The sequence below is a fragment of the Burkholderia torrens genome, from assembly GCF_984668525.1.
On sequence record NZ_OZ480212.1, the window covers coordinates 2,312,593 to 2,333,832 of the forward strand.

Below are 21,240 nucleotides of genomic sequence, written 5' to 3' on the forward strand. Positions count from 1 at the left end.
AGGAACGCACCATGAAGAGACTGATTGCCGCTGTTTCGATCGCCCTGCTCGCGGTATCCGCAGGCCCCGCCGCCGCGAAGGACTGGACCACGATCCGCTTCGGCACCGATGCCAGCTACGCGCCGTTCGAGTCGAAGGCGCCCGACGGCAAGCTCGTCGGTTTCGACATCGACCTCGGCAACGAGATCTGCGCGCGCCTGAAGGCCAAGTGCGTGTGGCTCGAGAACGATTTCGACGGGATGATTCCGGCGCTGAAGGCGAAGAAGTTCGACGCGGTGCTGTCGTCGATGTCGATCACGCCGCAACGCGCGGAGCAGATCGGCTTCACGACGAAGATCTACAACCAGCCGACGCGGCTCGTCGTGAAGAAAGGGTCGCCGCTGCTGCCGACGGCCCAATCGCTGAAGGGCAAGTCGATCGGTGTCGAGCAAGGCACGACACAGGAAACGTACGCGAAGGCGTACTGGGGCAAGCAAGGCGCGAACGTCGTGTCGTACCAGAACCAGGACGGCGTGTACGCGGACCTGACGTCGGGCCGCCTCGATGCAGCGCTCCAGGATGAAGTGCAGGCCGCGATCGGGTTCCTGAAATCGCCGCGCGGCGCGAACTACACGTTCGTCGGGCCCGAACTCGTCGACGAGAAGATGCTCGGCATCGGCGCCGGCATCGGGCTGCGCAAGGAAGACGCCGACCTGAAGGCGAAGATCGATCGCGCGATCCTCGACATGGTCAAGGACGGCACCTACAAGCGGCTCGCGTCGAAGTACTTCGACTTCGACATCTACGGCAGCTGAAACGGCGTCGCGCGCGTACGGGTGCCACTCCCGTCGCGCGCGTCCGACCGCCCCTCCCCTTCAACCGGATGGCAACGGCACCGCGCGGCTCGCCGTTGCATCGAATGCTTCCCGTCTTGCGTCGCGTGCACGACACGACGCCTCGATCATCGTTCGGATTGCAGATCAATCGCCCAGGGAACGACCGGCAACGCGAACGGCTGGCCTGCTGCTCGGGTCAATAGGCGAAGATCGGGCGCCGCGGTACCGGCGCCCGTGCGCACATGCCCATGCGAACCGGGTTGGCGTGCAGGAAAGTGCCGACCCGGCGCGGATGACCGGCAACCAGCCGGATCCGCCTCGCACCGGGCGCGGAGAGATGGCCTGTCGATGCATGCCGGCCGGCTGCGAGTGCGACGTTCGACCGGCGATGCCCCGAATCACTGCGATCGCGGCCTGCCGGCCGCGGCGTGTGGCGATCGTTCATTTTCTACCCCGTTTGCTGTGTGATGTTTGTTCCGGCAACCGGACGATGCCGGTGCCCCGACGATCAGGCGACGACGTCCGTTGCCCGCCGGAACGCGGCAACTGCGCCGCGCTCCGCCGCCGCATCCCCGCGGAGTGCGTCCTGGCCGCAGGAACCGGCCGGACCTCGCGTCGTCGACTTTCGCATGACAAGCTTCGCAAGGAGCGGGCCAGCCGCGCGCGAGCCTGTCCGGACAAGGGGTTGGCAATGCCGGCAGGCAGCCGGAACGGGGGCGGATTGGCGGAAGTTGCGAATCTGAAACATGCGGCACGCGGCCCGCGCCGGATGGGCGGCGGCGGAGCCTTGCGGGATAAGGCTGAACAATGGAGCGCGGCGTTTTTACCGATGCGTGCCGGGCCGTTCGGCCCGGTTTGCCGCGAGAATTCGCCCGGCTGCCGACGCGAAATGTTTCATGCGCTTTACATGCCCGCCGGCGCGACGGATCGACACGTGCCGGGCCGGACGATCGTCCGGCTGCACGGTGCAACCGGCGCGGTCGGGCCGCACCGGCTCCTGCTCAGCCGACTCGCTGATGCCCGGCGTCCCCGGACGGCGCGCCGTCGTGCCCGCCGTTGTCGCCGTTCCCGCCGTTGTTGTCGTGATCGTTCAGCCCGTGCTCGATCATCATCCGGTAGAGCGTCACGCGCGAGATGCCGAGTTCGGCGGCGGCCTTGTTGATCCGGTGATCGTTGCGCAACAGCGCGTTCTCGATCGCGGTGCGCTCGGCGAGCGCCCTCGCCTGCTCGAGCGTCACCGGTTCGGTTTCGCCGGGCGTCTCGAGCCCGAGATCGTGCGGCGTCAGCAGCCGGCTCTCGGCCATCACGATCGCGCGCCGCACGCGATTGATCAGCTCGCGCACGTTGCCGGGCCATTCGTAGCGGCGCATCGCATCGAGCGCGGCCGACGTGAAGCCGCTGATCTTGCGACCGCTGTCGGACTTGAATTTCTGCAGCACGTAGTGCGCGAGGATATCGATGTCCTTGCCGCGCGCGCGCAGCGGCGGCTCGTGGATGCGCAGCACGCACAGCCGGTGATAGAGGTCTGCGCGGAAGCGCCCGGCCTCGACCGCGCCGTCGAGATCCACGTGCGTGGCGGAGATGATCCGCACGTCGACCGCGATCGATTCCTGCCCGCCGAGCCGCTCGATCTTCCCTTCCTGCAGGAAGCGCAGCAGGCTCGCCTGGCTCTCGACCGGCATGTCGCCGATCTCGTCGAGAAACAGCGTGCCGCCGTTCGCCGACTCGATCCGGCCCGCGCGCCGCTGGTTCGCGCCGGTGAATGCGCCGCGCTCGTAGCCGAACAGTTCCGACTGCAGCAGGTGATGCGGAATCGCCCCGCAATTGATCGCGATGAACGGCCCCTTGCCGCGCCCGGAACGCTCGTGAATCGCGAGCGCGGTCAGTTCCTTGCCGGTGCCCGATTCGCCCGAGATGAACACGCTCGCATCGGTCTTCGCGACCTTGCGGATCGTGCTGAACAACTGCTGCATCGCTTCACAGTTGCCGATCATCCCGTGTTCGCCGATCGACGCCGCATAGGCCGCGCCGTCGACGCGATCGAGCGCGGCCATCCCGCGCGCATGACCGAGCACATGCGAAATCCATTCGTAGGGCAGCGGCAGCGTCACATAGTCGAAACAATAGCTGCGGATCAGCTCGCGCACGGCAGGACTGATCGTAATGCCGGCCTGCGCGATGGAAATCCAGCCGATTGCCGGCTGGCTCAGGCACGCCTTCAGCGCGGGATAGTCGCGCGACGTGAACCCCGTGAAATCGACCAGCCCGGCCGCGACGCTCACGCCGGAGGTCATGTTCTGCGCGGCGCCGGCCGTCTTCGCGACCGCGATCTCCCAGCCGAGCCCGCGCAGTTGCGCCAGCAACGGCTCGTCGGGCGTCCGCATGATCGCAAACAGCTTGCGTCCGGCCTCGGGAGCGGTGACGGATACATCCGTCATCTCGGGCGCCGCCTGCCCGTTTGCGTCGGGTGACCTTGCAACCATCGTTGTTCCCCGCTTGGCGTTGGTATCGTGCGCCGGCTCGCCGCCATATCCGACGGACCACGATTGAACCGACATATTGGCCGCATTTCCGTCCGAATAAAATCCCCCTGCGCACGAATCGCGCGCGAAGGGGGCGCTGTCATGAACGGTATATCGATGCGGCCGGCGGGCGACTAGATGGGTGTTATCCCTGTGGCGCGCGCGGCAAGAACCCGGAGCGGGACGGCGCACCGCGCGCAAACCCGCGCCGGTGCTGGCGCGCGGCGTTTGCATGTGATGCGGCTACGCAGGATCGGGACGCCGGCGCGGGCGCACGCGCCCCGTCGGCCGCGCACGCCGGCGAGCGTGCAACCGTTTCCGGTCGACTTCCGTCAATCGTCACAGGAAGCCCGCTGATGCGGGAACGCAACATGCGGCGCGCATCGCCGCGCGGCGGGTCGTGTCAGCGGCCCGACGCGAGCGATGCCGGCGCGTTCGCGCGGCCGCGGCCGGCAGGTGCGCCGCCCTTTTCGCCGTAGGTGGCGGCGAGCGCGTCGACGCGCGCAAGATGGTGATGGTTGTCGTGATCCCACGGATGGAAGCCCGGCCGGAAAAAGCTCAGCCATTCGCCCGCGATGCGCGGGAACAGGCCGCGGCGCGGCCCGTACAGGAACGCGATCATCCGCAGCATGCCGCGCACGTGATGGCCGGCGCCGCGATCGCGCCACAGCAGCGTCGCGTGCATCAGGAACACGGTCGGCCAGAACGTCAGCGTCGTCAGCAGATACACGCCGATGCGGATCAGGTAGCGGCGCAGCCCCGGCTTCATCGCGGCGTTCCACACGTCGAACGACACAGCCTTGTGCTCGGTTTCCTCGAGCGCGTGCCAGATCCACATCTGGCGGTAGCCTTCGACCGAACCGTCGAGGCGCGTCGGGTCGCGCAGCAGCCAGTCGGCGAGCATCGCCGTGTAGTGTTCCGCCGCGACCGTATGCGCGAGTTGCACCGAATGCGGCAGCTTGCGCTTCATGAAGGCGAGCACCGTCCAGACGCGCTTGTCGAGCTTGCGCGCGGGCAGGCGGTTCGCCTGCATCAGCTCGTTGTATTCGATGTGCTCGCGCGTATGCATCGCCTCCTGGCCAATGAAGCCGAGCACCTGCTGCTTCAATACGGGATTGTCGATCCGGTCGCGGTAATTGCGCACCGAATCCATGAAGAAGCGCTCGCCGGCCGGAAACAGCAGCGACAGCGCGTTGAAGAAATGGGTCACGTGCGACCCGAGGCCATGCCAGTCCTTCGCGCGTTCGACCGGCAGGTCGAAGCGCAGGTCGCGGCGCACCGGCATGATCCCGGCTGCGGTGGCGGAAGCGGCTGACTTCATGTTCATGGTTCTCCTGGTTCCGAGGCGGCCCGACGCGTCGTCCGACGCGGCCGGCGCACGCCCGGGCGGCGCGTCGCGCACCGCCGAAATCCTGACATCGACAGATGTAAAGATAGGCCGCCCGCGCCGGCGCGCGCAAGCCGCGCGGTAGATGCGCGCTTCCAAACGGGGCACGGTCGAAAAGGCGGAAAAAACGGCGCTCGAACGGCGCCGGGACCGGCCGCGATTCGAACGCGGGGGCTGGCCGGCACGCGCTGCACGACGCCCGGCCACATGCGCTGTCGGCTACCTGAAAGCCCCGTGGGACGGGCATTGCACGGCATCCGGCGATGGCCGGACGCGATATGGCCGACCGCCCCGGCAGCACCGATTCATACGCGCGGCGCACTCGCCTGGTGCAACGGCGATCGCATGGCTCGCGGAAAATTCAAACGCGCGTTCCAATCGTGTTTCGGGCGACCGCGGGCAAGGCGGTCGGTCGACGCCGCCGATCCGCGCGCAGCGGCGCAAGAACCACGCGCGCCGGCCCGCTGCGCGCTCGCCTACAATAGCGGTTTTACGCAACCCTCTTTCAGGAGAAGTCATGGCTGTCATCACGACCGAATCGGGTCTCAAATACGAAGACCTGACCGAAGGCACCGGCGCGGAAGCGCAAGCCGGCAAGACCGTCAGCGTCCACTACACGGGCTGGCTGACCGACGGTCAGAAATTCGATTCGAGCAAGGACCGCAACGACCCGTTCGCCTTCGTGCTCGGCGGCGGCATGGTCATCAAGGGCTGGGACGAAGGCGTGCAGGGCATGAAGGTCGGCGGCGTGCGTCGCCTGACGATCCCGCCGCAACTCGGCTACGGCCCGCGCGGCGCAGGCGGCGTGATTCCGCCGAACGCGACGCTCGTGTTCGAAGTCGAACTGCTCGACGTCTGATCGCGCACCCGGCCGCTTCCTTCCGATGGCACGCATCGCCTCCCCCGCCATCGCGCTGCGCCGTTACGACACGTGCGAAGCGTCGGACGTGCACGACTTCCACCAGGTCGTGCTCGGCGTCGATGGCGCGATGGTGATGGCGGTGGACGGAATCGGCCAGCGCATCGACCGGCACGCGGCCTGGCTGATTCCGGCCGGCGCGCGCCACGACTACGCGGGCCTCGGCGACAATCGCCAGCTCGTGATCGACCTGCCCGCGGCATCGCTCGCGGTGCCGCAGCGGCTGTTCGACCATGCGCGCGCCGTGTCGATCGACCCGGCGCTGACGTCGCTGGTCGCGCAGGTTGCAGCCGCCGCCGCGCAACACGATGCGCCGGCCGGCGACGCACGGCACGCAGCCGCGCACCGTTTCCAGTGGCAGGCCGCCGCACGCCTGTGCGACGCATTGCTCGACGACGCCGGCATCGCCGCGCCCGCGTCGGGCCTCGATTTCGCGCGCATCGACCGCTGGCTGCGCGCGCGGCTCGCGGAGCCGCTGCGCATCGCCGATCTCGCCGCGCACTGCGGCTACGGGATGCGCCGGTTTCATCAACTGTTCGTCGATGCATTCGGCGAAACACCGCATCGCTACCTGCAGCGGCTGCGGCTCGACGCAGCGGTCGTGCTGCTCGCCGACGGCCGGCATGCGCTCGTCGACATCGCGGGCACGGTCGGCTTCGCGGACCAGAGCACGTTCACGCATGCGTTCACGAAACGCTTCGGCGTCGCGCCCGGGCGCTGGCGCGGCGAACGGCACTGAGCGCAACGGCGTCGCGCATCGCGCTCACCGCCGCGCCACACCCGCCTCGTCGTCGATCTTCTTCACGACCGTGTCGGCCGCCCTCACCGGCCGGCCGTCGTCGTGCCGCAACGCAAGCTTGCGGATCGCGCGCCCCGTGCTGCGGTCGACCAGCACCGAATGCGGCTCGCCGCGCGCGAACAGGTTCGCCTCGCCCCACTGCCGCAGCATCACGATCACCGGAAACAGCCCCTCGCCTTTCTTCGTCAGCGCGTACTCCTGATACGCGGTGCCGTCCGACGCCGGCACGACGTCGAACACGCCGGCATCCACCAGCATCTTCAGCCGGTCGGACAGGATGTTGCTCGCGACGCCGAGGCTCGCGCGGAAATCGCCGAAGCGGCGCACGCCGTCGAACGCATCGCGCACGATCAGCAACGCCCAGCGATCGCCGACGATATCGGTCGCCCGCGCCACCGGGCACGGCGAATCCGCAAGACTTTTCTGCCTGGCCATGTTCCTCTCCGCAATCGTGCCGGCCGCCCGCGCGGCGGCATCGGCGCATCCGTGCGCGGGCCCGTCGCCCGCCGCACAACAAGTTGCATTTTAAAACTACTTTCCCTACACTCACACCAGTTTCAATTTGCAACTAGTTTGCGTGAGGAACCCCATGGAGTCTTCGTGTCATTCCGGCACCGTTGCATCGAACGTGCCGGCACCCGCGACGCATCCGGCCGATGGCGGCGGCCTGTCGTCGGCGCGCATCGCGCTGCTGGCCGTCTGCTGTGCGGCGAGCGTCGCGAACGTCTATTACGCCCAGCCGCTGCTCGATTCGATCGCGCGCGATTTCGGCGTGCCGCAGGCCGCCGTCGGCGGCGTCATCACCGCGACGCAACTCGGCTGTGCGCTCGCGCTGCTGTTCGTCGTGCCACTCGGCGACCTGCTGAACCGCAAGCGCCTGATCGCCGTGCAGCTTCTGCTGCTGACGGCAGCCTGCATCGGCATCGCCGCGTCGTCGACACGCATCGCGCTGCTGGCGGGGATGGTCGCGGTCGGCCTGCTCGGCACCGCGATGACGCAAGGGCTGATCGCGTGCTCGGCAGCCCTCTCGGGCGCAGGCGAACGCGGGCGCGTGGTGGGCGCCGCGCAAGGCGGTGTGGTGGTCGGGCTGCTGGCCGCGCGCTCGCTGGCCGGTGTCGTCACCGACTTCGCGGGCTGGCGGGCCGTCTACCTCGTGTCGGGTGCGCTCGCGATCGCGATGCTCGTCGCATTGTCGCGGCTGCTGCCCGACACGAACGGGCCGCGCGAACGCATCGGCTACGCGGCGCTGCTGCGGTCGATGGTGTCGCTGTTGCGCGATGAACGCGTGCTGCGCGTGCGCGGTGCGATCGCGCTACTCATGTTTGCGGCATTCAGCATCTTCTGGAGCGCGCTCGTGCTGCCGCTGAGCGCGCCGCCGCACGCGATGTCGCATACGCAGATCGGCGCATTCGGCCTCGTCGGCGCGCTGGGGGCCGCGGCCGCCGCACGCGCCGGCCGGCTCGCGGATCGCGGGCGCGGCGAAGCGACGACCGGCGCCGCGCTCGTGCTGCTCGCATGCTCATGGCTGCCGCTCGCATTCGGCGACACGTCGATTGCGTGGCTGATCGTCGGCATCGTGCTGCTCGACGTCGGCGGGCAGGCTGTCCACGTCGTCAACCAGAGCATGATTCTCGGCGCGCGGCCCGATGCGCACGCGCGCCTCGTCGGCTGCTACATGCTGTTCTACTCGGCCGGCAGCGGGCTCGGCGCGATCGCGTCGACGATGATGTATGCGCGCGCCGGATGGACGGGCGTCTGCGCGCTTGGGGCCGTCGTCAGCCTGGCCGCGCTCGGCGTATGGGCCGCGACGCTCAGGCGCGCGTGATGCGCGCCGGCGATCGGAGTCGAACGAAAAAAGCCGGCCCACCCTCGTCGGGCAGCCGGCTCGCGGACCAGCCATGCGCATGCGCCGGTCCGGTTTCGGGTTCGGCGCGCAGGTGGCGCGCCGCGGCGTTCAGCCTGCCGCCCGGATCGCCTCTTCGTACACGCCGGCGACGCGTCGCGCGATCACCGCGTTGTCGAAATGATCACGCGCGTAGCGCTTGCATGCGGCCTCGTCGGGCAGCGCGATCGCCCCCGACAGTGCGCCGCCGAGCCCTTCCGCGATCGCAGCCGCGCCCGTCGACGGCAGCACAAGATCGTTCGACAGCCCGGCGACCGCCTCCGGCAGCCCGCCAACCGGCGTCACCAGCACGGGTGTGCCGGATGCGAGCGATTCGACGGTGATCAGCCCGAAGCCTTCGAGCGCGACGGTCGGCACGACGCTGACCGTCGCCGCGCGATACAGCGCCGCGAGATGGTTGTCGGGCACGAAGCCGAGCAGCTTCACGTTGTCCTGCAGCCCGGCATCGTCGATGCGCTGCTGCAGTTCCTCGCCGATCTTGCCCTTGCCGGCGATCAGCAGCAGCACGTCCGGGTGACGGTGCTTGACGAGGCCGATCGCGTCGATCAGGTCCTCGAGCCCCATGCGCCGCACGAGCCGGCGCACGGCCAGCACGATCGGCCGATCCTGCGGCAGTTGCAGCTTGTGGCGCGCCTCGGCGGGCGTGAGCGGCGTATCGAACTGCGCGGTATCGACGCAACCGGGAATCACGCGCACGCGCGACGGATCGATGCCGTAGCGATTCGTCAGGATCTGGCCGAATGCCTGCGACAGCACGATCAGCCGCGACGAGCGCGTATAGACGGCCTGTTCGAGATAGCGCTTCGCGCGCTGCCCGAGCGTCGCGGCGCCCTCGACCTGGCTTTCGTCGGCCCACGGGCCCTGGAAGTGCGACACCTGCGGAATCCCGCGCGTGACGTCGAGCCCCGGAAACGTGTACAGCGCGAAGTGCGACGAGATCACGTCCGGCCGTTCGCTGCGGATCTCGTCGCGCAGCGCTCGCCGCGCGGCGAGCATCCGGCGCGCGAGCGTCTCCGTGGCGGGACCGAAGCCCTGTATCGCGCCGCCCGTGTCGTCGGCGACCTTCGGCGAGCCGGCGACGAGCCCGCGCACCTCGACGCCCGCGCCAGGCAGCGCGCCGACGAGCGAGTAGTACATCCGGTCGAGTCCGCCCGCGCGTTCGGGGAACCAGTGCATGCCGATCTGCAACGATTTGATCGGCCGGGAAGTTTGGGACATCACGATTGCTCCTGCGTGACTGCATGCTCGACCCGCTCGAAGGCGGACGGCTGCGTGGGTTGGCCGATGCGCCGGTAAAGCGCGACATACTGGGCACCCATGTGCGCCCAGCCGAAACGGGTCATCAGTTCGCGGGCCGCGTCGCCCATCGCGCGACAGGTATCGCGCGACGCCGCGAGCGAACCGATCGCCTGCGCGAGCGCGGCCGGATCGTCCGGGTCCTCCAGCACGATCCCGCATTCGCGCGTGATGATTTCCGCGCCGCCCGCCGTGCGCGCGGTGACGACCGGCAAACCGGCCGCCATCGCTTCCAGCAGCGACAGGCTCATCGCTTCGTAGCGCGACGGAAAGACATACGCGTCGACCGAGCGCATCAGCGTCGGCATGTTTTTCACGAGACCGAGGAAATGCACGCGCGAATCGATGCCGAGCGCACGCGCCTCTTCCGGATACGGGCTGCCCGGCAGGTAGCCGGCCACCGCCAGGTGCACGTTCGACGGCAGCTTCGTCAGCGCCTTCAGCACGGTGCCGAGGTTCTTGCGCGGCGTGCGCAGGTCGCCGACGAACAGCAGCAGGAATGCGTCGTCCGGCAGCTTGAACGCCGCGCGATCGGCCTGCGCCCCGGCGAACGCGCTGCCGTCGACGCCGTTGTAGATCACGCTGATCTTGCGGCTGTCGATGCCGAGCCCCGCGATCTCGTCGGCCACCTTCTGCGACACGGCGGTGATCGCGCGCGAGCGCTTGTACGCCCAGCGCTCGAGCGTGGTGTTCACGCGCGTATAGACGTACTGGTATGCCGACCAGATGCCCTTCGTCGGCCCGAACGGATAGTACGGACTCTTGAACCAGCCGCCGTGCACGAAGTGCGCGGTATTCACGTCGGCCTTGATCCACGAGATGAAGCCGTTCACGTGCAGCACGTCGTATTCGCTGCGGTGCGCGCGCAGCCAGGCCGCGCTCTTCAGCGCGAACACCTGCTGCTTGACGAGATTCGACGGCCAGAAGCCGCCGACCTTCACGGGCACCCAGCGCACGCGCGGGTCGGCCAGCAGCTCGGGCGCGACATGCGACGCGACCAGCGTGACTTCGTAGTTCTCGGCCAGCGCCGCGCGCGCAATTTCGTAATTGACGCGGCCCTGCCCGTCGTTATGTCGCACGACGTGCGTGACGATCGCGATTCTCAATGGTCGCCTCCCCGTGAACGCGCGACGGCCAGCAGGCGTTGTGCCTTTTGCCAGTGCGCCGCGGCAAGTATCGAAAAAATGGCTGTGAACATCAGCAGGCCGCCGGTGCCGATCAGCGAGTTCGTGAACACGAGCATCGCGAAGGTCGACAGGCACAGGCTCAGGCACGCGCCGACGAACTTGTCCTTGCGCAGCTTGAATGCCGCGCGCAACGTGCGGCCGAACAGCATCACGACGCCGGCGAGATACAGCAGCGTGCCGGGCCAGCCGAGCACGAACGGCACGTTCATCACGCCGCTGTCGAAGCTGCCGTACTTGCCGAGCTCGCCGCTGTCGCTCGACAGCTTCGTGGACGCGCCCGTCGCGCCCATCCCTTCGCCGGCGACGTCGGTGAACGCCGTCTGCGCGAAGGTGGCGTAGAACTTGTTGCGGTCGTCGTAGCTGCGGTCGTCCTTCAGGTTCGTGATCGACTGCAGGCGCGCGCCGAGACGGTCGGCCACCGGCCCGACTGTCAGGAGCGGCACGCAGAGCCCGACCAGCACGACGCCGCTGATCAGGATCCGCATCCGCAAGCGGTTGTTCGACTGCGCGAGCTGGATCGCGAGCGCGATCACCCAGCCGCCCCACGTCGAGCGCACGAGACACAGCGCGAACGACACGAAGCCGGCCGCCCCCGCGAACCAGCGGATCTTCTGCGGCGCGGCGAACACGAACACCAGCGCGCCCATGATCGCGAACGCGAACGGCCCGGACGAGTTCATCGTGCTGAACACGCGCACGCCGTACGGCACCGGCTCACCCTGCGAACCCATGTCGGACCCGATCATCCACAGCACGTCCCACTGCGGCATCACGAAGTACTGCACGACGCCGTACAGGCCCATCACGAGCATGCCCCACATGAACGTGGACAGCAGCACGTCGCGGTACTCGGGATAGTCGCGTGCGTTGACCATGATGTGGAAGCCGATCAGCACCGGGTACACCCAGTTCGCCAGGTCATAGGTCGCGGCCATCACGCCGCTCGACACGATCCCGACGAGATACGCATACGCGAGCCCGAACAGCATCAGCAGCACGGGAATCCCGCGCCGCTGCGCGAGCACGCGGTAATGCCGGATCAGCCCGAAACCGGCGATCATCGTCACCGCGAGCGGCGCGACCTGGATCAGGCTCGTTGGCGTGAACGCGCCCTTCGACCAGTCGGCAAGCCGCCGTACCTCGGGGCTCAGGAACCACACCCACCACATGAAGCCGACGTAGCGCGCCGGGCTCTTGAAATACAGCCAGATGCCGACCGCGATCGCCAGCACCGGGAACGCGAGCGTCAGCACCCTGCCCTGGTGTACGGCGATCAGCGCGGCGGTAAGGGACCACAGCGCAGCCTGCCCGACCCAGTGCTTCGGCTCGGGCAGCCAGCTGCGCGTGCGCGACGAGGTGCGTTCGGCGGCAATCGTACTCATCGATCCGCTCTCACCGCGACGACGGACGCGAATCCGCGAGCGGCATCGCCACGCCCGCAGCCGCCGGCGTGCGGCGCCGGCGCAGCATGTCGCGCGTGATCCGCACGTGCTGCTCGGCGAACGCCTGCGTGGTCAGGTCGCGATCGCGCAGGCACGCGGCGGCGGCCTGCGCGCAAGCCAGCGCCGCCACCGGATCGGCGACGAAACGGTCGGCGGCCTGGCGCATCGCCTGTGCGTCGAACGCCGGTACGTACGCGGCCGTATCGTGCGGGAAGTAGTCGCTGAGCCCGCCGACGTCGGACACGATCATCGGCTTGCCGACGGCCGCCGCCTCGAGCATCACGGTGATGCCCGACGCATGGAAATTCGGCCGCAGCGGCACGACGATCACGTCGGCCCACGCGTACAGCTCGTGCTGCTTCGCGAGCCCCGACGCCGAGCCGATCTTCACGTTCGGCGCATGCCACTCACGCGGCACGCGGCGGCGCGTCGCGAGCCGCACGTCGTAACGCTCGTCGCCGCCGAACGCGGCAAGGAACGTGCGCCAGTCGCGGTCGCGATCGTTGCCGATCGCCGCGATCCGCAGCGGCCGGTTCGGCGTCCATTGCTGCGGCTCGGTCGGCGGGAAATCCTGCGTGTTCAGCCCGTAGTAGACGAACTCGGCTTCGCGTCCCAGATAGCGGCGGCACAGGTCGGCGTTGTCGCGCGCCAGCGTGGTCAGCGCGTCGGCGCGGTTGAGCAGCTTGCGGTACAGCCAGCGGCGCGGGCCGCCAAAGCTGCCCCACTTGTCGAACAGCCACACGCTCTGCGCGAGCAGCAGCGGGCGCTTGCCCTGCGCACCGGCGAGCTTCAGCACCAGCGAGGCCGCCAGGTGCTCCTGTTCCGTGTGCGTCCAGATCACGTCGGTGTTCAGCAGCGCGGCGCGGTTGCGCCAGGCATGCACGATGTCGAAGCCGAGCGCCGCCTTCAGCGCGCGACGCGCGAGGCTGGCAACGCGGTTCTCACCGCTGTCCTGCGAATAGGTCAGCCGGAATTCGTCGGATTCGGCATGGTGATAGCCGTACAGGCAGCCGATGTTCTCGCCTTTCCGGTAGGTACGCGGATCGGCGCCGTAAAACAGGTGAACGTGAACTTTCGTTGAAGTCATGCGAGCCCTCCGGGGGTGCCGTTCAAGACGTCACCGGCGGCATCGCCGCGCGGTGGGGGGCAAGGTTCGCGCGGCGGGCGTCGCGCGCGCCGCGGCGCACCGCGCGCCAGTGCTCACGGATCCGTTCGCGCTTCGCCGTGGGCAGCGACAGCAGCAGATGCGCGACGCCCGGGTAGACGCGCGTGCCGACCAGCGTCCACCACCACCAGGCAATCTCGCGCCGCAGCGGCGGAAGGTGCTCGCGCAGGATCAGGTGCATGTTGTACGCGCCGTTGCTGATCGCATTCAGCGACGCGGCATCGCGCCGGTCGTCGTCGAAACGCTCGGCCGGAAAATGATCGACCGCGATCGCCGGGTCGTAGACGAGCTTCCAGCCGTCGCGCTGCACGCGCATGCTGAAACCCATGTCGTTGTGCACCTGCGCACCGGCGCCGCGCAGCCGCGTGTCGAAGCGCAGCCGCTCGATCGCGGCGCGGCGGTAGCTCATGTTCGCGCCTTTCAGCATGTCGACTTCGCGTGCGCCGCCGACGCCGAGATGATGATTGCCGACGATCTTGCCGGACAGCGTGAGCTGGCCGACGAGCTCGCGCGATTCGTCGAGCACGCGGCCCTTCTCGTGGACCCAGTCGCGGCCGCCGACCGCGCCCACGCGCGGATCGGCCTCGAATACCGATTCGATGCGTGCGAGCCAGTCGGGATGCGGCGCCGCATCGTCGTCGGTGATCGCCACGATGTCGCCGTGCGCGGAGTCGAGCCCCTTGTTCAGCGCGGCGACCTGCCCCGGCACGTCGACCGGCACGATGCGCAGCGGCAGCGCGCCGCCGACCGCCGGATCGGCGAGCCGCTCGTGCGTGGCGTCGTCCTCCGGGCGCGCGACGACGATCACCTCGTCGGGCAGCCGCTGCTGCCGCTGCAGCGCCAGCAGGCAGCGCGCGAGGTCGGCGGGACGCCGGTAGGTCGGAACGAGCACGGAAATTTTCATCGATGGTTTCTCCAGTCGGCCGGGCGGGCAGCACGCGCTGCCCGCCCGGTTACGCACCAGGTGGGTCAGGCGCTCAGGTATTCATGCACGGCCGCATAGCCGCGGCCGTAGCCGCGCGCCTTCGGCGGCACGCCGTTGAAGATCCCGCCTTCCAGGTCGACACCCGCGGTGCGCAGGCGCTTGATCGCATCGGCGATCTCGCCTTCGGTATGCATGCCCGAGCGCAGCACGAGGAACGTCGAGCCGGCCATGCGGCCGATGATCGTCGCATCGGTCACCGCCAGCACCGGCGGCGAATCGATCAGCACGACGTCGTAGCGCTTGCCGAGCCCTTCGAGGTATTGCGGCAGGCGCGACGACATCAGCAGCTCCGACGGGTTCGGCGGGCGCGTGCCGGCCGCGATGAACGACAGGCCCTGCACCGGCGTTTCGCGGATCGCCTCCTCGAGCGGCGACTGGTCGCTCAGCAGCTCGGACAGGCCCGGCTGCGCGGTGAGGCCGAAGTAGCGGTCGAGCAGGCCGCGGCGCATGTCGGCGTCGATCAGCAGCACGCGCTTGCCCGAATGGGCGAGCAGCACCGCGAGGTTGACCGTCAGGAAGCTCTTGCCGATACCGGGCGTCGGGCCCGTCAGCACGATCACGCGGTTCTTCGCGTCCATCATCGCGAACTGCATCGCGGTGCGCAGGCTGCGCAGGCTCTCGACGCTGAGGTCCTTCGGACGCAGGCTCGCGAGGATCGGCCGGGCACGGCTGCCGCCCTTCTCGGCCTGCGCGTCGAGCTTCACCTGCTCGGCACTTTGCGGCACCAGCCCGTACAGCGGCAGGTTGAACGCGCGTTCGATGCGGTCCGGATCCTCGATGCCCTGGAACAGGTTGCGGCGCAGGAACACGACGCCTGTGCCGAGGATCAGGCCCAGGAACACCGCCGCCGACAGGATCAGTACCTTCTTCGGCTTGACCGGATCGCCCGGACGCAGCGCCGAATCGATGAGGTGGATGTTGCCGCCCGTGCCGGCCTTCTGCACCGACAGCTCCTGCACGCGGTTCAGCAGCAGCACGTAGATGTCCTCGGCGACCTTCGCGTCGCGCTGGAGCTGGACGGCCCTCACTTCGGTGGCCGGCAGGCTGCGGAAGCGGTTGCTGAACTTGTCCTTCTCGCCCTGCAGCTCCGCGAGCTGCTGCTTGGCCGCGATCACCATCGGGTGCGAATCAGTGAAACGCTGCGCGAGCGACGCGAGCTGCAGGCGCTGCGCGGCGATCTGCTGTTCGTACTGCACGCTGCCTTCGAGGTAGACCTTCGCCTCGTCGCTCGCGTTGATCGAGCCCGACGTGCGCTGGTACTGTGTCAGCGCGGCTTCCGCGCGTTCGAGGTCGGCCTTCAGGCGCGGTTCCTCGCCCTTCAGGAAGTCGAGCATCTTGGTCGCTTCGGCCTGCTTCGCGACCACGTGCTGGTTCAGGTACGACTGCGCGAGCGCGTTCGCGATCGCGGCGGTCTGGTCCGGGTCCTTGCCTTCGAGCGAGATCTGCACGACGCCCGTCTGCTTGCCCTGCTCGGTCACCTGGATGCCGGCCTGGAACCCGCTGATCGCGTCGAGATCGTTGTAGCGGACCACCGTGAACTGCGTGCCGGGGCGCGCGACGAGGTTCTTCACGAGCAGCGTCACGCCGCCGCCCTGCGCCGACTCGCCGACCTGGCCTGACAGCAGCCGCTTGCCGTTCGCGTCGACCAGCGAATAGGTGCCGTTCGGGCCGGCCGTCAGCGTCAGCTTCTTGCCTTCGAGCGCGGGCTCGACGTTGATCGTGTCGACGTCGGCGATTTCACCGCCCCACGCATACGATTTCAGGCCGAGCCACGGCCGCGACGGCGTGCCCGGCGTCGCGAGGCGTGCCGCGAGGCTGCCGATCACCGGCAGCGTCTTCGGCGCGACCGAGAAGTTCAGCTTGAACTGCTCGACCACGGGCGCGACGACGCCGCGGCTCTTGATGATCTCGATTTCCGCGTCGGTCGGCGCCTGCTGCGGGCCGCTGTTGATCATCGCGCCCGTCTGCGTCTGCGTGAGCGCCTGCGACGTGTTGTCGTTGCCCTCGACGCGGACGTGCACATCGGCCTGGTAGACCGGCTTCGCGATGAAGCAGTAGAGGCCCGCGAGCGCGACGACCGTCACCGCGATGCCGAGCAGCAGCCAGATGTCGTCCATGATCACCTGGAGCAACTGGCCGAGGACGACGTCCTCTTCCTCGGTCTTGGCGGACAGATCCGCGTAGGAGTGTTTCGCTTGCGTGTTCACCATTCGTTCCCGCTTGAGTGGTGCCGGGGCGGAGGCGCCGCCCCGGCGGGCTATCAGCGCGTGATTTGCCGCATGTAGAAGATCGTCTGGATCGTCGGCAGCACCTGCTGCAGCACACGGTTGAACTGCACCGAGCCGGCCGTGCTGACGTAGACGACGTCGAGCGGCTGAAGCGGGAAGCGGCTCGACAGCATCAGCGCATCGGGCTGCGTCATGTCGAGGCGGTACACCTCAGGCTTCGTCGGGTTGTCGCGCATCCCGCGCATCACGTAGATCTTGCGCGGGTTCGCGTCGGTGTCGAGGATGCCGCCGCCCGCGGTCAGCGCGTCGGCGATGGTCAGCCTGCCCTTGAGCATCGGCACCGTGACCGGCGTCTTGACCTCGCCCATGATGAACACGCGACTGTCGCTGCGGTCCGGCACGTTGACGATGTCGCCCGGCTGCAGCATCACGTTCTGCTTCACTTCGCCGCGATCGAGCACGCCGTTCGCGTCGAGCGTGTAGAGCTTGCCGTCGCGCGTCAGGCGCACGCGCTGCAGGTCGGCCTCGTTGGTCGAGCCGCCCGAGCGCGAGATCGCGTCGACGAGCGTCAGCGGCACGTCGCTCACCGCGAGCGGGCCCGGCTGCTTGACCTCGCCCGTCACCTGCACCTTCTGGCTGCGGAACGACAGCACGCGCACGTCGAGCTGCGGATTCTTCACGTAGCGCGACAGCGTGGTGGCCATCTGCTCGCGGATCTGCGCGACCGTCTTGCCGGCCACCTTGATGCGGCCGACGAACGGGAAGAAGATCGTGCCGTCCGCGGCGACCGTCTGGCCGTACGGATCGGCCTGGCCCGGCAGCGCGGTCGTATAGGGCTGCTGCAACGCACCCGCGACCGTCTGCGTCGTGTTGCCGCCGCTCGAGAACGACTGGCCCTGCGGCGTCGTCAGCTCGGGGTGGTCCCACACGGTGACGCCGAGGATGTCCTGCGGGCCGACGCGGTACACGTACTCCGACGGATCGGTATAGCGTCCCGGCGGCAGCGGATGATCGACCTGCGCCTTCTGCAGCTGGTCCATCACCACTTTGGCGTCGATGTAATGAACCGGATAGGTTTCGGCGGCTTGCTGCCGGCCTTCGTCCTTCAGGTTCGACGAGTCGAGGTAGTTGCCGGGGGCGGTTGCACAGGCTGACAGGAAAGTCGTCAGCGCGACGGCAAGCGCCACCGGGCGCATCGGGCGTTTCAGCATAGTTTCTGTAGCCATCCTTGAACCAGACGTTCGATCAGTGAGTAGCTCTCGCGGTAATCGGCCTCGGGGCCACCGTGCGGGTCGGCAATCTCGGCCCCTTCCCACTTGCCGAGCAGGTGGACCTTGCCGCGCGCGAACGGATCGACCTTTTCGACGGCCGCAATCTGTCCGCGCTCGCTGACGAGAATCAGGTCGGCGTCGCGCACGATCCGGCGCGACAGTCGCCGTGAGCGATGGGTCGTCGCATCGACGCCCCGCTCGGCGAGCAGCTGCCGCATCACCGGATCGATGCCGTCGCCGTCATTCGCATGCACGCCGGCCGAGTGGAACGTCGGACGCGGGCCGCCGCGCGACGCGGCGTGCGACTTGAACAGCATCTCCGCTGCCGGGCTGCGGCAGACGTTCGCGTGGCAGACGATCAGGATGTTCCGGAACATGGCGTCTCGTGGCGAGTGGGGTTACGCGCTGGCGCGCGCGGCGCCCGGCACGCGGGCGGCGACGGCCTGGCGCGAACCCGGCCGGCCGATCGGGTGGTATTCGATGCCCTGCTCGCTCATCGTCTCCGGCTCGTACAGGTTGCGGCCGTCGAAGATCACCGGCGACTTCCACAGGCGGCCGAGCGCGACGAAGTCGGGGCTCTTGAAGATCTTCCATTCGGTGACGATCACGAGCGCGTCGGCGTCGCGCGCGGCCTGCGCCTCGTCGTCGACGAAGGAGAGGCGTTCGAGCCAGCTCGGGTGATCGGCCAGGTCGAGCGCGATCACGCGGCGCGCTTCCTGCTGCGCGACCGGGTCGTACGCCGCGATGCGCGCGCCTCGCGACAGCAGCTCGGCGATCAGCTCGCGGCTCGGCGCTTCACGCATGTCGTCGGTGTTCGGCTTGAACGCCAGGCCCCAGATCGCGAACGTGCGACCCGTCAGGTCCTCGCCGAAACGCGCGACGATCTTGTCGGCGAGCACGCGCTTTTGCGTCGCGTTGACCGACGACACGGCCTTCAGGATCTGCAGCGCCTGCCCGTGCTCGTCGGCCGTGCGGATCAGCGCCTCGACGTCCTTCGGGAAGCACGAGCCGCCGTAGCCGCAGCCGGCATACAGGAAGTGGTAGCCGATGCGCGGATCGGAGCCGATCCCGCGGCGCACGGCCTCGATGTCGGCGCCGAAGCGGTCGGCGAGGTTCGCCAGTTCGTTCATGAACGAGATGCGCGTCGCGAGCATCGCGTTGGCCGCGTACTTCGTGAACTCGGCCGAGCGCACGTCCATGTAAAGCGTGCGTTCGTGGTTGCGGTTGAACGGCGCGTACAGCTTCTTCATCAGCTCGCGGGCGCGTTCGCCCGGCACGTCGTCGTCGCAGCCGATCACGATGCGGTCGGGACGCGTGAAATCGTCGACCGCCGCGCCTTCCTTCAGGAATTCCGGATTCGACACGACCGAGAACATCTGGTCGCCGCCGCGCTTCGCGAGCTCCTCGGCGACCGCCGCGCGCACGCGCTCGGCCGTGCCGACCGGCACCGTCGACTTGTCGACGATCACCTTGAAGCCCGTCATGTAGCGGCCGATGTTGCGCGCGGCCGCGAGCACGTACTGCAGGTCGGCCGAGCCGTCCTCGTCGGGCGGCGTGCCGACCGCGATGAACTGCACGTCGCCGTGCGCGACCGCGGCCTCGACGTCGGTCGAGAAGCGCAGGCGGCCGGCCGCGCGGTTGCGCGCGATGACTTCCTTCAGGCCCGGCTCGTGGATCGGCACGCCGCCGTTGTTCAGGACGTCGATCTTTGCCTGGTCGACGTCGAGACAGAACACGTCGTGCCCGATGTCGGCGAGACAGGCGCCGGTGACAAGACCTACGTAACCGCTGCCGATGATAGTCAGATTCATGATGTGTCGGACCTCGTGACCAATGATTCGAAATTCGTAAAACCGGCATGCCTGCGTGGTGGCGCCGGGCGTCGGTATCAGTACGCGTTGCTGCCGGTGAAGCCTTTCCAGAGCGTCAGCACGACGATCTTGATGTCGAGCCAGAACGACCAGTTCTGCATGTAGTACAGATCGAGCTTCACGCGTCCCATCATCTTCTCGATCTGGTCGGTCTCGCCGCGATAGCCGTTGATCTGCGCCCATCCGGTGATGCCCGGCTTGATCCGGTAGCGGAACATGTAGCCCTTGACCAGATCCTTGTAGATGTCGTCGTGCGCGAGCGCATGCGGACGCGGGCCGACGACCGACATCTCGCCCTTCAGCACGTTGATGAACTGCGGCAGTTCATCGAGGCTCGTGCGGCGCAGGAACCGGCCGACCGGCGTCACGCGCGTGTCGTTCTTGGTCGCCTGCGTGACCTGCCCGGCCACTTCCTGGTGCACCTTCATCGAGCGAAACTTGTAGATCTCGAACTCGTGCCCGTCGATGCCCTTGCGCTTCTGGCGAAAGAACACCGGCCCGCGCGACGTCAGCTTGATCAGGCCCGCGATCAGCACCATCACCGGCGCAAGCGCCGTGAGCGCCGCCAGCGCGAACAGCCGGTCGAACACGAACTTCGGCAGGATCCGCACGTCGGTGATCGGCGACGCCGCGAGGTTGATCGCCGGCACGCCGAGCACCTCGACCACTTCCTGGTTGAAGAACGACAGCGTGCGCACGTCCGGGATGAAGCGGATGTTCACGAAGTCGTGGCGGAACACCGTCACGATGTGGTGAATCCGGCGCTCCTCGGTGATCGGCAGCGTGAGCCACAGCTCGCTGATCGCGCGGCTGCGCACCAGCCACACCAGCGATTCGAACTGCCGCTCGATGCGCACGTCGTCGAGCGCCACTTCGCCCGGCGCTTCGCTTTCGTCGTACACGCACACCGGGTTGAAACCGGCTTCCGGCCGCGCCCGCATCTGCGCGATCAGCCGCCGCGCCGCCGGCGTACCGCCGACGATCGCGACCGCCTTCAGGTTGTAGCCGCCGCGGCGCAGCTGCCGCAGCACGACGTGCACGCAGGTCTTCGAGCCGGCGAGCAGCGCCATCGTCACGAGCGCCCAGTAACCCAGCCACAGCCGCGACAGGTCACCCGACTGGTGAAAGCTGAAGCTCAGCAGGATGCCCGCGAGCTCGACCAGGAGCCACGCGAACACGACCCGCCCCACCAGCCCGACGAGACGCTTGCCGCGCCAGGACTGGTAGATGCCGAACGCGGGAAAGCACACGACGACGAGCAGGCAATCGAACAGCATCATCGTGCGCTGCAGGTCGTTGAGCCAGATGCTGCCGCCGTGCAGCGCGGCGGCGATCAGCGCCCCCGCTACGACCATCGCGATATCGATGACTCTCGCCAGCACGCTCAACATGTCTGCTTCCTCTTTGAACAGGCGTTTGCCGAACAGCTCCTCGTGCGACCCATGCCGCA

Annotated in this window: 17 protein-coding genes; 4 read left to right on the plus strand and 13 right to left on the minus strand. The window is 68.2% G+C overall.

The window, feature by feature from the left end:
• The first annotated feature begins 11 nt into the window (after positions 1–11).
• On the plus strand, positions 12–794 hold the full coding sequence (locus AC5LXX_RS26580; protein ID WP_493411628.1) for an ABC transporter substrate-binding protein: 783 nt from the start codon (positions 12–14) through the stop codon (positions 792–794).
• 1,022 nt (positions 795–1,816) lie between these two features.
• Here AC5LXX_RS26580 and AC5LXX_RS26585 read toward each other — a convergent pair.
• The gene (locus AC5LXX_RS26585) at positions 1,817–3,298 is read right to left on the minus strand and encodes a sigma-54 dependent transcriptional regulator (protein WP_493411629.1); all 1,482 of its coding nucleotides are present in this window, start codon (positions 3,296–3,298) and stop codon (positions 1,817–1,819) included.
• Positions 3,299–3,740: 442 nt separating this feature from the next.
• Positions 3,741–4,658 (minus strand): metal-dependent hydrolase, encoded by a 918-nt coding sequence (locus AC5LXX_RS26590; protein ID WP_493411630.1) that lies wholly within the window; start codon positions 4,656–4,658, stop codon positions 3,741–3,743.
• A 583-nt stretch (positions 4,659–5,241) separates the two neighbouring features.
• Here AC5LXX_RS26590 and AC5LXX_RS26595 point away from each other — a divergent pair.
• Positions 5,242–5,583, plus strand: a complete 342-nt coding sequence (locus AC5LXX_RS26595) for an FKBP-type peptidyl-prolyl cis-trans isomerase (RefSeq protein ID WP_493411631.1) — start codon at positions 5,242–5,244, stop codon at positions 5,581–5,583.
• A 25-nt stretch (positions 5,584–5,608) separates the two neighbouring features.
• Complete coding sequence (locus AC5LXX_RS26600) at positions 5,609–6,382, plus strand: helix-turn-helix transcriptional regulator (RefSeq protein WP_493411632.1); 774 nt, start codon at positions 5,609–5,611, stop codon at positions 6,380–6,382.
• Positions 6,383–6,406: 24 nt separating this feature from the next.
• On the opposite strand, the gene AC5LXX_RS26605 is transcribed toward AC5LXX_RS26600, so the two are convergent.
• Positions 6,407–6,877, minus strand: coding sequence for a winged helix-turn-helix transcriptional regulator (locus AC5LXX_RS26605; protein ID WP_493411633.1), 471 nt, complete (start codon positions 6,875–6,877; stop codon positions 6,407–6,409).
• A gap of 154 nt (positions 6,878–7,031) precedes the next feature.
• Between AC5LXX_RS26605 and AC5LXX_RS26610 the strand changes: the two genes are divergently transcribed.
• Positions 7,032–8,267, plus strand: a complete 1,236-nt coding sequence (locus AC5LXX_RS26610) for an MFS transporter (protein ID WP_493411634.1) — start codon at positions 7,032–7,034, stop codon at positions 8,265–8,267.
• Between the two features lie 129 nt (positions 8,268–8,396).
• On the opposite strand, the gene AC5LXX_RS26615 is transcribed toward AC5LXX_RS26610, so the two are convergent.
• From AC5LXX_RS26615 to AC5LXX_RS26660, 10 genes are all read right to left on the minus strand, one after another.
• Positions 8,397–9,563 carry a glycosyltransferase family 4 protein gene (locus tag AC5LXX_RS26615; RefSeq protein WP_493411635.1) on the minus strand — a complete coding sequence of 389 codons (1,167 nt, stop codon included), beginning with the start codon at positions 9,561–9,563 and terminating at the stop codon, positions 8,397–8,399.
• Positions 9,563–10,747: a glycosyltransferase family 4 protein gene (locus AC5LXX_RS26620; protein ID WP_493411636.1), complete on the minus strand. Its 1,185-nt coding sequence runs from the start codon at positions 10,745–10,747 to the stop codon at positions 9,563–9,565. The genes AC5LXX_RS26615 and AC5LXX_RS26620 overlap by 1 nt, the downstream gene beginning before the upstream one ends.
• Positions 10,744–12,210: an O-antigen ligase family protein gene (locus tag AC5LXX_RS26625; RefSeq protein WP_493411637.1), complete on the minus strand. Its 1,467-nt coding sequence runs from the start codon at positions 12,208–12,210 to the stop codon at positions 10,744–10,746. Before AC5LXX_RS26625 ends, AC5LXX_RS26620 begins: the two co-directional genes overlap by 4 nt.
• A gap of 10 nt (positions 12,211–12,220) precedes the next feature.
• Positions 12,221–13,357, minus strand: coding sequence for a glycosyltransferase family 4 protein (locus AC5LXX_RS26630; protein WP_493411638.1), 1,137 nt, complete (start codon positions 13,355–13,357; stop codon positions 12,221–12,223).
• Between the two features lie 22 nt (positions 13,358–13,379).
• Entirely contained in the window at positions 13,380–14,339 is a 960-nt protein-coding gene (locus AC5LXX_RS26635) for a glycosyltransferase family 2 protein (protein ID WP_493411639.1), read from the minus strand.
• Between the two features lie 65 nt (positions 14,340–14,404).
• Complete coding sequence (locus tag AC5LXX_RS26640; protein WP_493411640.1) at positions 14,405–16,630, minus strand: polysaccharide biosynthesis tyrosine autokinase; 2,226 nt, start codon at positions 16,628–16,630, stop codon at positions 14,405–14,407.
• 50 nt (positions 16,631–16,680) lie between these two features.
• Entirely contained in the window at positions 16,681–17,859 is a 1,179-nt protein-coding gene (locus AC5LXX_RS26645) for a polysaccharide biosynthesis/export family protein (protein WP_493413420.1), read from the minus strand.
• Positions 17,853–18,296: a low molecular weight protein-tyrosine-phosphatase gene (locus AC5LXX_RS26650; RefSeq protein ID WP_027791027.1), complete on the minus strand. Its 444-nt coding sequence runs from the start codon at positions 18,294–18,296 to the stop codon at positions 17,853–17,855. Before AC5LXX_RS26650 ends, AC5LXX_RS26645 begins: the two co-directional genes overlap by 7 nt.
• Positions 18,297–18,317: 21 nt before the next feature.
• Positions 18,318–19,730 carry a UDP-glucose dehydrogenase family protein gene (locus AC5LXX_RS26655; protein WP_493403637.1) on the minus strand — a complete coding sequence of 471 codons (1,413 nt, stop codon included), beginning with the start codon at positions 19,728–19,730 and terminating at the stop codon, positions 18,318–18,320.
• A 77-nt stretch (positions 19,731–19,807) separates the two neighbouring features.
• Entirely contained in the window at positions 19,808–21,181 is a 1,374-nt protein-coding gene (locus AC5LXX_RS26660; RefSeq protein WP_493411641.1) for an undecaprenyl-phosphate glucose phosphotransferase, read from the minus strand.
• Between the last annotated feature and the right edge of the window lie 59 nt (positions 21,182–21,240).

Bases quoted from the DNA above. Each gene is read 5' to 3' on its own strand.
- AC5LXX_RS26625 (WP_493411637.1), bottom strand. From the start codon at position 12,210: ATGAGTACGATTGCCGCCGAACGCACCTCGTCGCGCACGCGCAGCTGG.
- AC5LXX_RS26655 (WP_493403637.1), bottom strand. From the start codon at position 19,730: ATGAATCTGACTATCATCGGCAGCGGTTACGTAGGTCTTGTCACCGGC.
- AC5LXX_RS26660 (WP_493411641.1), bottom strand. From the start codon at position 21,181: ATGTTGAGCGTGCTGGCGAGAGTCATCGATATCGCGATGGTCGTAGCG.
- AC5LXX_RS26615 (WP_493411635.1), bottom strand. From the start codon at position 9,563: ATGTCCCAAACTTCCCGGCCGATCAAATCGTTGCAGATCGGCATGCAC.
- AC5LXX_RS26600 (WP_493411632.1), top strand. From the start codon at position 5,609: ATGGCACGCATCGCCTCCCCCGCCATCGCGCTGCGCCGTTACGACACG.
- AC5LXX_RS26610 (WP_493411634.1), top strand. From the start codon at position 7,032: ATGGAGTCTTCGTGTCATTCCGGCACCGTTGCATCGAACGTGCCGGCA.
- AC5LXX_RS26590 (WP_493411630.1), bottom strand. From the start codon at position 4,658: ATGAAGTCAGCCGCTTCCGCCACCGCAGCCGGGATCATGCCGGTGCGC.
- AC5LXX_RS26635 (WP_493411639.1), bottom strand. From the start codon at position 14,339: ATGAAAATTTCCGTGCTCGTTCCGACCTACCGGCGTCCCGCCGACCTC.
- AC5LXX_RS26645 (WP_493413420.1), bottom strand. From the start codon at position 17,859: ATGCTGAAACGCCCGATGCGCCCGGTGGCGCTTGCCGTCGCGCTGACG.
- AC5LXX_RS26640 (WP_493411640.1), bottom strand. From the start codon at position 16,630: ATGGTGAACACGCAAGCGAAACACTCCTACGCGGATCTGTCCGCCAAG.
- AC5LXX_RS26585 (WP_493411629.1), bottom strand. From the start codon at position 3,298: ATGGTTGCAAGGTCACCCGACGCAAACGGGCAGGCGGCGCCCGAGATG.
- AC5LXX_RS26630 (WP_493411638.1), bottom strand. From the start codon at position 13,357: ATGACTTCAACGAAAGTTCACGTTCACCTGTTTTACGGCGCCGATCCG.
- AC5LXX_RS26595 (WP_493411631.1), top strand. From the start codon at position 5,242: ATGGCTGTCATCACGACCGAATCGGGTCTCAAATACGAAGACCTGACC.
- AC5LXX_RS26650 (WP_027791027.1), bottom strand. From the start codon at position 18,296: ATGTTCCGGAACATCCTGATCGTCTGCCACGCGAACGTCTGCCGCAGC.
- AC5LXX_RS26580 (WP_493411628.1), top strand. From the start codon at position 12: ATGAAGAGACTGATTGCCGCTGTTTCGATCGCCCTGCTCGCGGTATCC.
- AC5LXX_RS26605 (WP_493411633.1), bottom strand. From the start codon at position 6,877: ATGGCCAGGCAGAAAAGTCTTGCGGATTCGCCGTGCCCGGTGGCGCGG.